General features: G+C 51.9%; 12 protein-coding genes. 3 read left to right on the top strand and 9 right to left on the bottom strand.

Features of this window, described 5'->3' with window-relative positions; genetic code table 11:
- Window positions 1-21: 21 nt before the first annotated feature.
- On the bottom strand, window positions 22-897 hold the full coding sequence (gene rfbD, locus HRM2_RS10710) for a dTDP-4-dehydrorhamnose reductase (protein ID WP_015904032.1): 876 nt from the start codon (window positions 895-897) through the stop codon (window positions 22-24).
- 140 nt (window positions 898-1,037) lie between these two features.
- Between rfbD and HRM2_RS10705 the strand changes: the two genes are divergently transcribed.
- The 3 genes from HRM2_RS10705 (at window position 1,038) to HRM2_RS10695 (ending at window position 3,844) form a co-directional block, all read left to right on the top strand.
- A complete protein-coding gene (locus HRM2_RS10705; RefSeq protein ID WP_015904031.1) occupies window positions 1,038-2,927 on the top strand; it encodes a bifunctional acetyl-CoA hydrolase/transferase family protein/GNAT family N-acetyltransferase in 1,890 nt (629 codons plus the stop codon).
- A 99-nt stretch (window positions 2,928-3,026) separates the two neighbouring features.
- Window positions 3,027-3,407, top strand: a complete 381-nt coding sequence (locus HRM2_RS10700) for a NifB/NifX family molybdenum-iron cluster-binding protein (RefSeq protein WP_015904030.1) — start codon at window positions 3,027-3,029, stop codon at window positions 3,405-3,407.
- Window positions 3,408-3,424: 17 nt separating this feature from the next.
- Entirely contained in the window at window positions 3,425-3,844 is a 420-nt protein-coding gene (locus HRM2_RS10695) for an iron-sulfur cluster assembly scaffold protein (RefSeq protein ID WP_015904029.1), read from the top strand.
- Window positions 3,845-3,919: 75 nt separating this feature from the next.
- On the opposite strand, the gene HRM2_RS10690 is transcribed toward HRM2_RS10695, so the two are convergent.
- The 8 genes from HRM2_RS10690 to iadA form a co-directional block, all read right to left on the bottom strand.
- Entirely contained in the window at window positions 3,920-4,465 is a 546-nt protein-coding gene (locus HRM2_RS10690) for a 1-acyl-sn-glycerol-3-phosphate acyltransferase (RefSeq protein WP_015904028.1), read from the bottom strand.
- Window positions 4,466-4,510: 45 nt separating this feature from the next.
- Window positions 4,511-5,374 carry an aminotransferase class IV gene (locus tag HRM2_RS10685; RefSeq protein ID WP_015904027.1) on the bottom strand — a complete coding sequence of 288 codons (864 nt, stop codon included), beginning with the start codon at window positions 5,372-5,374 and terminating at the stop codon, window positions 4,511-4,513.
- 67 nt (window positions 5,375-5,441) lie between these two features.
- A complete protein-coding gene (locus HRM2_RS10680) occupies window positions 5,442-6,152 on the bottom strand; it encodes a gamma-glutamyl-gamma-aminobutyrate hydrolase family protein (RefSeq protein WP_015904026.1) in 711 nt (236 codons plus the stop codon).
- Window positions 6,153-6,186: 34 nt separating this feature from the next.
- Window positions 6,187-7,035, bottom strand: coding sequence for an ABC transporter permease subunit (locus tag HRM2_RS10675; protein ID WP_015904025.1), 849 nt, complete (start codon window positions 7,033-7,035; stop codon window positions 6,187-6,189).
- Between the two features lie 9 nt (window positions 7,036-7,044).
- Window positions 7,045-7,968 (bottom strand): ABC transporter permease subunit, encoded by a 924-nt coding sequence (locus HRM2_RS10670; protein ID WP_041273203.1) that lies wholly within the window; start codon window positions 7,966-7,968, stop codon window positions 7,045-7,047.
- Between the two features lie 237 nt (window positions 7,969-8,205).
- The gene (locus HRM2_RS10665) at window positions 8,206-9,726 is read right to left on the bottom strand and encodes a glutathione ABC transporter substrate-binding protein (RefSeq protein WP_015904023.1); all 1,521 of its coding nucleotides are present in this window, start codon (window positions 9,724-9,726) and stop codon (window positions 8,206-8,208) included.
- 41 nt (window positions 9,727-9,767) lie between these two features.
- Window positions 9,768-11,687, bottom strand: coding sequence for an ABC transporter ATP-binding protein (locus HRM2_RS10660; RefSeq protein ID WP_202944697.1), 1,920 nt, complete (start codon window positions 11,685-11,687; stop codon window positions 9,768-9,770).
- A complete protein-coding gene (gene iadA / locus HRM2_RS10655; protein WP_015904021.1) occupies window positions 11,680-12,867 on the bottom strand; it encodes a beta-aspartyl-peptidase in 1,188 nt (395 codons plus the stop codon). Before iadA ends, HRM2_RS10660 begins: the two co-directional genes overlap by 8 nt.
- Window positions 12,868-12,928: the final 61 nt, after the last annotated feature.

Below are 12,928 nucleotides of genomic sequence, written 5' to 3'. Positions count from 1 at the left end.
AAAGAGGCTCTATTCCAACAATTAAGAGCACTCATCGAGCAGTTCCTGTCGAAATCTTGATACAAAAAGATCCACCCCATGGCGCCAGCCAGTCATACGATTCATATTTTTCTGTTTAAGCCGTGCATTGTCGAGAATCGAGTTGAAAGGCCTGGTTGCAGGCAGGGGATACTCCTGTGTGGTGCAGGCAATGATATTGTGACTTACATCCATTTTTTTCAAAAAGTAAGTGGCAAATTCATACCAGGAGCAATATCCCTCAGCCGTTGCATGGAAGATGCCACGGCCATCTGCCTCAACAAGACGTTCAAGCTGAAGGGCCAGCCTCAGGGTCCAGGTGGGAGATCCGAACTGATCGTCCACGACCCGGATGGTTTTCTCGGGGTTACCAAGGGTAAGTTTCAATATGGTCTTGATAAAATTGTTACCTTGGGCGCCATAGAGCCAGGCGGTCCGGACGATAATCTGTTTTTCCAGAAGGGCTGCCACACGTTTCTCTCCCTCGAGCTTGGATGCACCATACACGTTCAGCGGCGCAGTGGGATCTGTTTCAGCATAGGTCAGGGGAGGTTCTTTTTTACCGTCAAACACGTAGTCTGTTGAGATATGAACCATGAGGGCGTCAACGGTCCGGCAGGAACGGGCCAGATTTTCAGCACCAACGGCATTGACATGGAAGGCATGGTCCCGATTGTCTTCACAGCCGTCCACATTGGTGTAAGCCGCACAGTTGATAACCACCTCGGGCGCAAGTTCCCTGATGGTTCGTTCAACAAGATCAGGGTCGGAGATATCTAGGTCACGGCTCCCAAAAGATTGAACACTATGATTTTTATTAAAAACCCTGGTGCAGTCCTGTCCCAGTTGCCCTGTACCGCCGCAAATTAAAATTCGCATATGCCTCGTCCCTTTTCCCCATGGAAATTTTTAAAAAACAAGTGTAGACTCTTTTAACCGGCCACACAAGTGTTTTGTATGGGTTTTGATTGACCTTAAAGGGTTTTGTTGTATACTTATCAAAAACACAAGGAGGCACCATGGCAAAACCGATTTATTGGGCCGATGGCTATGTGGATAAACTGTGTGATGCAAAGGATGCCATCTCAAAGATACGTCCTGGGCAGCGGGTTTTCATCTCTTCGTCCTGCGGTGAACCCCAGCACCTTGTAAAGGAATTATCAAATCTTTCGTCACGGTTTACCGACCTTGAAATCGTAAGGTTGCTCTCCCTTGAGAGCACGCCCATCACCCTCATTGCAAACCGCTCCCACTCCCAGCAGTTCAACATCCGTTCGTTTTACCTTGGGTCGGCGAAACCAAAATTGATCAGCAAAAATGCACGATTCATCACCCCCATCAACCTTTCCCAGATTCCTAGACTGTTCAAGACCCGGCGGTTTCCCATTAATGCGGCCCTGATACAGGTATCGCCACCGGATGACTTCGGATGGATGAGCCTTGGCATCTCCGTTGACATCAGCAAGGCAGCAGCTGAATCAGCAGACCTTGTAATCGCCCAGGTAAACCCACGCATGCCCAGGGTGCTTGGCCAGAGTTTCATCCATGTCAACGATGTGGATCACATTGTGGAACACGAAGAGGAACTGCTCAGCATCCAGGAGATGCCTGAAATTGAATCCGCCAACACCATTGCCCGCCACATTTCCCGGGTAATTGAGGACGGTTCAACGCTCCAGACAAGCCTTGGGGCGACCATCAATGCGACCCTTCTATGCCTTGCCGATAAAAACGATCTTGGCATTCACACCCAGTACCTCACCGACGGCATCATGCGACTTGTGTCCATGGGGGTGGTTACCAACAGGGCCAAGGGGTTTAACGACGGCAAACTCGTGGCAAGTTCCGCCGTTGGTTCCACCACGTTTTACGATTTCCTCGACGACAACCCTGCCATTGAGTTTCACCCCTCAGACTATGTCAACGATCCCAGGGTTATCTCCCGCCACAGCAACATGGTCTCCATGAACACGGCCATGGCCATCGACCTCACGGGCCAGGTTGCGGCCGATGCACTTCCCTACAACAACTTTACCGGTGTCAACGGCATGCTTGACTTTATCAGGGGAACGGCCATGTCTCCCAACGGCAAATCCGTGCTCATGCTGACAGCTACAGCAGACCAGGGCAAGGAGAGCAGGATCGTTCCGTTCCTTGAGGATACAGCAGTTGTCGTACCCAGGGGGGACGTTCAATATGTGGTAACTGAATTCGGGATTGTAAACCTCTTTGGCAAAAGCATCCAGGAGAGGGCACTGGCTCTAATCAGCATTGCCCACCCCGATTTCAGGGATTATCTGTTTGAGCAGGCAAAGAAACGGGACTTCATTGACATCAGCCGAAAACTCAAGGAATCCATACGGGGGGTCTACCCCCTCAAGCTTGAAGAGGTTGTCAAAATCAACAACATCCCTGTCACATTCCGGCCAGCAAAAACCGTTGATGAACGAAGAATCCAGGAGCACTACTACACCATGAACCGAAAAGATGTAATCTCCCGGTTCTTCCATGAAAAGAAAAGCTTTGTCCACGATCAAATCGAAGGGACATTTGAGATCGATTATATCAACGATCTGACCATTGTGGCCATCGTAGGAGAGGTGGGATTCGGTAAAGTTATTGCCGTTGGCGAGTATTTGAGGAATCCCGTTGTAAACATGGCTGAAATTGCCTTTTCCGTATCAACGGAATGGCAGGGTAAAGGCATTGCAAGGCTGCTGCAGACAAAACTTGCCGAAGCCGCCCGACTTAACGGCATAAAGGGTCTTGTGGCTTATACCTCCCCCCAGAACCGCGGCATGATCAGACTGTTTAACACCCTGCCCTATGAGGTGAGCACAGAGTATGATGAGGATATGCTCATTCTGAGCTGTCTTTTCTCGACACCAAAGGAAAAAGAGGCCCAGTAGCAACTTGACAGCAGCCAAAATCAGCACTATTTTGCATCTATTTTCAAGCAGACAGTTATGATAAACGCAGCAGACCAACAGATGCAACAAGGAGTTAGAATGAAGGCAGTTTTTCCGACAAACAGTGAACTTGGACTTAACGGTGCGGTTTACGGCCATTTTGGATCGGCCCCTTTTTTTGTACTCGTGGATACAGAATCAAGTAAACATGAGGTCATGGTCAACCATGACAAGGACCATCTCCACGGACACTGTCAGCCGTTAAAGGCCCTTGGCGACATAAAAGCGGACGTCATCGTTGTCGGCGGCATCGGCAAAGGCGCCCTGAACAAACTTGCGGCAGCCAAAATAAAGGTTCACCGGGCCGTTGAAGGCACCGTCGCACACAACCTGGACCTTCTTAAAACTGGTGCTCTTTCTGAATTCACCATTGACCAGACATGCAGCGGTCACACCATAGACGGAAGCTGCGCACACTAGGGAGGCTAAAAATTAAAGTGGAAACCGTATCAGCGACAGACACCAAGGAAAACGTCAGGGCAATGCTCTCAGAGTCAGGTTATTCAGACACGGCCATTGATTATTACATCAAACAGCCAAACATGGGAAGCCTTGCCGATGCCAACCAGATCAGCGAACTCACAGGCCAGTGCGGCGATACCATGAAGGTCTATCTTAAAATGACCGATAATATCATTGAGGATGCCAAGATTCAGGTTTTGGGCTGCCCGGGTGCCATATCTGCCGCCATGGTTGCCATGGAGATGATCAAGGGTATGACCATTAAAGAGGCCCGAAAGATAACTGACCGGGATATTTTCAGACGCCTTGTCGAAATTCCGGACCAGAAGCAGCACTGCATCCGGCTTGCCGTTAAAACCATGAACAAGGCTTTTGACGAGATCTCACCCCTGTAAATAAAATATCCCACCATGGTACCCAGGAAATTTAAGCCTGGGTCCCGTGGTGAGATTCATTGCCCAGTTTCGGGCTTACTCCCCCAGTGGAATTTTATACCCCACCGTGTCGTAAAGTTTCTGCATGCGCTTAAGATCCTCGTCCATGGAATCACTTGGACGAAAGCTGCCCACACAGATGCAATGCTTTCCGGCCGTATCAAAATACCAGCATAGGACCGAAGCGTTTGCCTGGCGGGCAATGTGCCAGAAACCGGTCTTCAGTTTTGAGCCGGAGCTGCGGGTTCCCTGGGGGACAATACAGACGCTGAAAGATTTGTTCCGGTTGAATTCAGACACAATACTTGTAACAATGCCTCCAGGGGCGCTTCGGGTCACCGGAATGGCATGGTTGAGCTTCAAAAACCAGGACAGGGGCCAGAAGAAAGCTTCCTTCTTGATAAAGGTGTAGGAACGCTTCTGTAAAAGGTGCATGCCGACCATGGTCAGCACCGTGTCCTTCATGGAGGTGTGGGGAAATCCCACAAGAACATTTTTAGACTGCCAAAGCTTGCGGGCCTTGTCCCTGTCGATCTTCCATCCCAATAGCCGGTAAATCATCTTTGCCACATGAAAAAGCATTCACACCTCGTCAGCGTAATTCGTAAAATCTAAAAATATAGTCCATCAGGCGTTTGTTTGACAACGTTCAATTTCACCTTTTAAAAGGGCCTGAAGTTTTTTAGTAATCCTTCCGGGTCTGCCATCCCCAATTGGACTATGGTTGAGTTTGACGATGGGGGTTATTTCCAGGGTGGTTCCCACCACCATCATCTCCTGAACACTGGGAACGTCCTTTTCAAATATCGGTCCGAATTCCAGGGGGATGTTCTCCCGTTCACAAAATTCAACAATCACTTTCCGGGTAATGCCGCCAAGGATATAGTTTGACAGGGGCGCCGTTACCAGAACATTGTCCATCACTGCCATGAAGTTGGAATGGGTACCTTCGAGCAGCACCCCATCCCTTATGAAAATAGCTTCCTTGGCATTTTGTTCAACGGCGGCCTGGTTGGCGAGGACATTGGCCGTAAGAGCGGTTGTTTTCATGTCGCACCGGGCCCAGCGCTGGTCGGCCACGGTGATGGCATTGATGCCCTGGGCCTTGATTTTCTCCCCGTTTAAAGCGTCAAATTTTGAGGCAAAGGCATAGACTGTGGGCTCAGGAGTATTGAGGGGAAAGGCATGGGAACGGGTCGCCTCGCCCCGTGTCACCTGGAAATAGACAGTGGCGTCACCGGACAAAAGTCCATTTTTTTCAAGCAACACCTGGGCAATTTGCACAAACTCAGAGAAATCAGTCCGTGAAAGCTTTAAATGCCTTGCTCCATGGCTGAGACGGGCAATGTGATCTTTCGGTCTGAAAAGGACCCCCTGGTAGCTTCTGATCACCTCATAAAGTCCGTCTGCAAACAAAAAACCACGGTCGTCCGGTGAGATAGACACCGCTTCCTTGTCCATGAAACTTCCATTAAAATATACTGTTTTCATTCTTACCTGCCTAAGCAATTTGATTATTCCGGTTTACCCCTGCCCAACCCCGGGCAGGGATCCGCTTTCAAGGTTTGCAGCGATCCACAAGGGATTCAAACAGACCCAGCATGTCATTATTTTTCTGCATCATCAGTTCCGGATGCCACTGGACAAGGTCGATGGGAAGCCTTGTGTGTTCGGCCGCCTCAACCACGCCGTCGGGGGCCCGTGCCGTCACCACAAGATCCCTTCCAGGGGTGTCGATCGCCTGGTGGTGACGGGAATTGACCCGGATGCGCCCCCCCAAAAGATCGTGGAGCCTGGAGCCCGCCTCAAGGTTCACCCAGTGGTCGGTATCAAAGGTGATGACCTTCTGCATGTGGCGGAGGGTTGAATCGGGAAACCGAGTGGGAATATCCTGGAAGAGCGTCCCCCCAAGGGCCACGTTGATGACCTGGCTCCCCCTGCAGATTCCGAGGATGGGTCGTTCAAGGGCCATGGCCGCCCTGAAAACCGAAAGTTGAAAATCGTCCAGGGGCCGGTCCGTCTCTCCGAGTCGGGGTGACGGGGCCTGGCCGTAGAGCCCGGGATCCACATCACTGCCGCCGGGCAGCACAAAGCCACGGCAGAGATGGACCAGGTCTGAAATGGCCTCAACATCCCTTGTAAACGGCAGCACAAGGGGGATGCCTCCAGCCTTTTCTATGGCGCTGGTATAAGCCAGGGGAACGGTGGATGCCGGCATTTTAAACCGGTTTAAATAAGTATTGGCAACCATGCCGATCATGGGTTTCATAAAAAATTCACCATTTAAATTATAAGGAATGGGTCTACTTGGTTTTAGGGTCCAGGGCAGCCCGTAACCCATCGCCGAACAGGTTGAAAAACAGAACCGTCAGAAAGATGGCAATGCCCGGAAAAATGGTCATGTGGTCGGCCACACCTATATAGTCACGGCTTTCGGCCAGCATGGCCCCCCATTCAGGCGTTGGGGGCTGGGCTCCAAGACCCAGGAAGCTCAGGCTTGCCGCCGTGATGATGGAGGTCCCGATGCGCATGGTAAAATAGATGATCACGCCGCTCAGGGTGCCGGGCAGGATATGGACAAACATGATCCGTCGTTTGGAGGCACCCACACTTTTGGCCGCCCTTACATAGAGACTCTCTTTCAATGCCAGGGTACTGCCCCGTACAATGCGTGCAAAGGTGGGCATTGAAAACACGGACACGGCTACAACAACATTGACCAGTCCCGGCCCCAGGATTGCCACAATGGCAATGGCCAGCAAAATGCCGGGAAAGGCAAACAGAACGTCCGAGGTCCGCATGATCAACCCGTCGAGAAAGCCGCCGAAGAATCCGGACACCAGCCCCAGAGTCACCCCCACAAGGGCACCCACAAAAACGGAGGTGAAGCCCACGGCAAGGGATATCCGTGATCCGTAGATGATCCGGCTTAAAATATCACGGCCATAGAGGTCAGTTCCTGCTGGATGGGACAGACTTGGCGGCATCATGGAAAGGCTGTAATCGGTCAGAAAAGGGTCATGGGGTGCAACCACCGGGGCAAATACAGCCGCCAGCACCAGGAGCACGATAAAGACACCTGCCACCATGGCTGTGTACCGCCGTTTGAACTTGTGCCAGAAAATGGCAAAGGGGGTTATTTTTTCAGTCATAAAATTCTTTTACTCATACCGGATTTCCGGGTTGATAAGGGCATAGACCATGTCCACAACAAGGTTGATAAAGACAAAATGAAACGAATAGAGCAGCAGCAGGGCCTGGAGCACGGGATAGTCCCTGACGGCTACGGCCTCGATCATGTACCGCCCGAGCCCTGGCCAGGCAAACACCGTCTCGACCACAACCGATCCGCCAAGGAGAAAACCAAACTGAAGACCGACCATGGTAATGACCGGAATCAGGGCGTTTCTGAATGCGTGCTTCCACATGACAAGGGTTTCAGTCACACCCTTGGCCCTGGCCGTTGAAATGTACTCTTCGCCAAGCACATCAAGAAAGGCAGACAGGGTAAACCGTGCCATGATGGCGGCAACCGTGGCCCCAAGGGTAAACGAGGGCAGGATCAATTCGGAAAATTTACCGGTATACCCTGCCACGGGCAGCCACCCCAGGTGAACGGAAAACAGCTGGATAGCCAGAAGCCCCAGCCAGAACTGAGGCACGGAAATGCCCGACACCGAAACCATCATGGCCGTGTAATCCTGCCACTTACCGCTGTAGATGGCGGCAACAGCGCCAAAGAAGATGCCAATGACCACCGACCATGCCATGCCGGCAAAGGCAAGGTACATGGTCGGCAGGTATCGAAGCTTTAACTCGTCAAACACGGTCAGGTTGGTTCGAAGGCTGATGCCAAGATCCCCCCTGACAAGCTTGCCCATATAGGTCAGATATTGCACGGGCAAAGGCCGGTCGAGGCCCAGCTCTGTTCGGAGCATCTCAATGGTGGCCTCGTCCGCATCATCTCCGGCCATCATCCGGGCAGGATCCCCGGGCAGCAGATGCACAAAGGCAAAGGCCAGCACAGAAACCACAAACAGCACCGGAAGGATGGCCATACATCGTTTGAAAAAATATTTTAACATGAACTCTGCTTTTTTAGATGAAACTCTTCTCGGGCCGGCAGACGGAAACGGGGAGTACCCTCCGCTCATTTTCGCAGCCCGTCCTGGGCTGCTCCGAGGGAAACGGCAGCTCCTTCAGCGTCCATGCTGACCGCTGCCGTTTAATCCGCTGCGGGCAATACCCGTTCCCGCCCGCCTATGCTATCGAATTTCTATCTTCGTTGAGGCCGGAGCCATACTTCGCTCCGGCCATGCTGGTTAGTCAACAAGTTCTGCCTCTTCAACGGAGAAAGCACCGTCGGGCATGGGATAGATCCCTTTGAGCTTTTTGGACTTGGCCGCCACCATGGTATCAACAAACAGATATCCCCAGGGAGCCTTGTCCCACACATAATCCTGGAGGTCTGCATAGGCTTTTTTTCTTATGTCGGGATTGGCCGAGGCAAGCCCTGCCGTGATGAAACCATCCACTTTTTTGTCGGAAAAGAAACCAAAATTTGACATGGCCGGAGGAAAGGCTTCGGTTGAGATCAAGGGCCTTGTGCCCCAGTCTGCATCCCCGGTGGAGGCAGACCATCCGCCAAAGGCGATGAAAGGAAGCGGCTTGGCATCGTCCACCCTGTATCCCTCAAGCTTGTTGTAAAAACTTGCCACATCCATGGACTGGAGACTGCCAGTGATGCCGATCTTCTTGAGCTGCTGCTGGGCCATCTCAGTTGCCCTTAAGCGGTTGGAGGCGTTGGGTGTTAAAAAGACCACCTCAAACCCGTTCTCATACCCTGCCTCTTTCATGAGGGCCTTTGCCTTTTCAAGATCATGGGGCCAGACAGCCTGTTTTTTATAAAACTGGAGGTTGGGGGGAATGATGGAATCGGCCTCAGAGGCTGCACCGCCCCAGGCGATCTTAATGATGGCCTCCTTGTCAAGGGCGTAATTGACGGCCTGGCGAACCCTGATATCAGCAAAGGGTTTAAACTGGGTGTTCATGATCAGGTAACGGGCAATAATCGAAGGCTGTTTAATGATGTCAATATTGGCATCACGTTCGGCAATCTTCAACAGTTCTGCAGGCATGGGATAAATATAGTGGGCCTGGCCGGCCCTGAGCATGGCAAGCCTGGAACCGCTTTCAGGGATGGGTCGAAAGGTGATGGTATCCACCTTGACATCTCCCCGCCAGTAATCTGGATTTTTCTTGATCGTTACAAAGTTGCCTGACACCCACTGGTCAAAGATAAAAGGCCCCGTGCCAACGGGATGCTTGCTCACCTCGTCCCCGTATGTTTCAAGGGCTTTAGGGCTCAGGATCAGGGATCCGGGGTGGGCAATGGCGTTAACAAAGGCGCCAAAGGGTTCTTTAAGGTTGAACTGCACGGTGTAGTCGTCAAGGACCATAAGGGATTCCACGGGTTTCATCAGGCTTGAGCGTTTGTATTTACCAGTCATCATGCGCTCAATATTAACCTTTACCGCATGGGCGTTAAAGTCCGCCCCGTCATGGAACTTAATGCCCTTTCTGAGCTTAAAGGTAAACTGGGTGGCAGCCTCGTTAAAGGTGTAGCTCTCAGCCAGCAGGGGAACAATGTTAAGGTTTTTGTCAAAGCCCATAAGTCCCTGGCAGATGGCCCGCTCAATGGCTCCAGAATAGGTATCTGAGGTGTCATGGGGGTCAAGGGATTTAACCGTGGACTCAGATGCGTAAATAATGTCCCGGGTTTCGGCAAAGCTCGGGGCTGCAAGCAATAATAACGCAAGCAGGGTGAAAAATGTCTTTTTCATTCAGTATCTCCTTTTTGGTTTGTCAGTTTAATTGATTCTATTTACAGGGTTGACACCAGGTCTGCAACAAAATGACCTGGTGTTACTTCATTTAACATTATTTTCCGGGGCGGTTCACTAATCTTTCTCACGGGAGAAGGAATTTCTCCGGTGAGCATACCAAAATCCGTTCTTTTCATTGGATCTGCAATGGGGATGGCAGACAACAGTTTCCGGGTATAGGGGTGCCTGGGGTCCTCAAAAATATGCTGCCGGGTGCCCATCTCAACGATCTGGCCAAGGTACATCACCGCCACCCGGTGGCTCACCCGTTCGATCACGGCCATGTCATGGGAGATGAACATATAGGACAGGTTCATCTCCTTTTGGAGTCTGAGCATGAGGTTGAGAACAACGGCCTGGATGGAAACATCCAGGGCCGACACCGCCTCGTCGGCAATGATCACCTTGGGTTTTGTGGAAAGGGCCCTGGCAATGGCAATTCGCTGGCGCTGGCCCCCTGAAAACTCATGGGGGTAAAGGCTTGCATGGTGGGCCGGAATCCCCACCCGCTCAAGCAGTTTTCCCACCCGGGCCTGCCGGGATCGTTTGTCACCGATACCATGGATCACCATGGGTTCGCCAATGGAGGTGCCAATGGTCTGCCTGGGGTTTAACGAGGCAAACGGATCCTGGAAAATAAACTGGATATCCTGGCGCAACGCCTGCATCTCCTGGTTGGAAATCGCCATGACATTTCTTTTCTGAAACAGCACCTCACCCGTGGCCGGAACCAGTTTTAAGAGGGCATACCCCGTGGTTGACTTGCCGCAGCCTGATTCCCCCACGATGCCCAGGGTTTCACCGGGATAGATTTTAAAGCTCACATCTTCAACGGCATGGACCAGGTGGGTGGTTTTGCCAAAAAAATTCTTTTTTGACACAAAGCGTGTGAACAGGTTGTTCACCTCAAGAATGGGATCGGCGGTATGGTCTGCCGTGTCGATTTCCTCTTCCCGGGGCAGGGGCTCTCCCTTGGCCCGGTTCAACTCCTTTTCCATCTCAAGTACGGGCAGGGTCGCCGGGTTTTTCCTTCCCCGCATGCAGCCAAGGGTGGGAACCGCCTTTAACAGCGCCCGGGTGTATGGGTGGGCCGGTCTTGCAAATATGGAAAACACGTCATTTTCTTCGACCACCCTGCCCTTGTACATGACCACCACCCGGTCGGCAAGTTCGGCCACAACACCCATGTCATGGGTGATGAAAATCACCGACATCTGAAATTTTTCCTGGAGAGAGCGGATAAGTGCCAATATCTGTGCCTGGATGGTCACATCAAGGGCCGTTGTGGGTTCATCTGCAATTAAAAGCTGGGGATTACAGGCCAGGGCCATGGCCGTCATCACCCGCTGGCGCATCCCCCCTGACATCTGGTGGGGGTACTCGCTGAATCGTCGTCTGGCGTCGGGTATCCGCACAAGCTCCAGAAGATCAACCACCCTTTTTTGCACCTCTTGTCTGGGAAACTCCTGGTGGGTAAGAAGGGCTTCGGAAAGCTGATTGCCAATGGTAAACAGCGGATTAAGGGAAGTCATGGGCTCCTGGAAGATCATGGACATGTCAAACCCCCTGATCTTTCTGGCCTCGCCCTTGGAAAGGAGGGTAATATCCTGGACACTGTTATCCCTTTTCCGTAACATAATCTTACCGGAATCGGTTCTGACATTGCTTAACAGATGCATGACCCTTCGCATGGTAACCGTCTTGCCGGATCCTGATTCTCCCACAATGGCAAGGGTTTCTCCCTTTTTTACGGAAAAAGAAACCTTGTGGAGCACCTGGATGAATCCCTCGTAGGTTGGAAAACTCAGGCTCAGATCCTGAACTGAGAGAATCTCATCTTCATTCAAGGCCGTGGCCAGTCCAGGGGAACGATCCCCTGGGGATTTCTCGTCCTGGGAACGGGATGTCAAATTATTCAAAATACCCTTTTTTTTCAAGCTTACCGTTGTTCATCATAATCTGGCCCTTTGCAACAACATCCCGGATCCCAAGGTCATCTGGATCAAGGACAAGGATGTCAGCATGGGCATTCACCTGTATGGCTCCTTTTTTCCCGGTCAGGCCATAGATCCTGGCTGGGGTTGTGGTCAAGGGTTTCAGGGCCCTTTCAAGTGCCATGCCCCTTGTTTTTACAAGGTGTCTGAGTTCAACCAGCAACGATTCAGGCGTACCGATACCCATTCCAAGAATCCGACTTCTATCCTTGTTCCATATGGGCAGAGAGCCCCCGGCATCCGAGCTGAAAGTCACCTGATCAAACAGACGGTGTTCATCGGCAATCACGGAAAAATCAGCTGCACAAAGTTTTTCCGACGATTGATTTTCAGGGTCGTCCACGGGGATGGTTGCCATACAGGTGGCGTCAATCACCGTCCCTCGTTCAGCAAGGGCAAGGGCCTGGTCCGTGGCCTTGCTGTTTTTCCGGTTAATGTGGGTGGGAATGAAGATGTCCGGCCGGACAGCATGGTGTTCAACCACCTCAAAAATTAAATCCAGTGCATCCGGGTTAACGCCTACATGGACAGTGATTATCCCGGGCTTGTCCGCCACAAGGGCCGCAACCCTCACATCCGAGGCAAGGCGGGCAAGGTCATGGGCATCAAAATGGGGTCCCCGCTGGTCGGCCATGGCAAGTTTCACTCCGATGACAGGGTCAAGGTAGACCAGATCCCGGCCAACTGTTCCACACACAGTGGGGGACGGCAGCCAATAGGAACCCGTAAGCATATAGGCGGTCATACCTTCGGCATTGAACGCCCGGGTCTTGGCGTAGAGACTCTCCACCGTTCGGGTCAGACTGTCTGTTCCCAAAAGCCCCACGGCCGTTGTCACGCCATTGGCAATGTTCATGGAGAGCTGCATTTCAGGAGTCCGGGTATGAAAGCCCCCTTCTCCCCCGCCCCCGGTAAAATGCTGGTGCCCGTCAATAAATCCCGGCACGACCACCATGCCAAGGGCATCAATGACCCTTATTTCCCCTGGCACCCTTTTGGGATCAATGGTCTCTTCAATGGCAATGATTTGATTGCCGCCAATAAGCAGATCCTTTTTCCCCAGGGACTCCGGGGCAAAAAGCGCTCCATTTCTGATTAATATCATCTACCTTAAATTCTCCTCCACAGTGCAGTCAAATCAATTACAGGGCCTTGGACCTGGCTGC

Origin of the sequence: Desulforapulum autotrophicum HRM2 (assembly GCF_000020365.1) — a bacterium.
Lineage (GTDB): Bacteria > Desulfobacterota > Desulfobacteria > Desulfobacterales > Desulfobacteraceae > Desulforapulum > Desulforapulum autotrophicum.
Note: the sequence above shows the minus strand (reverse complement) of the source record. Positions and strands in the feature narration are given on the sequence as shown.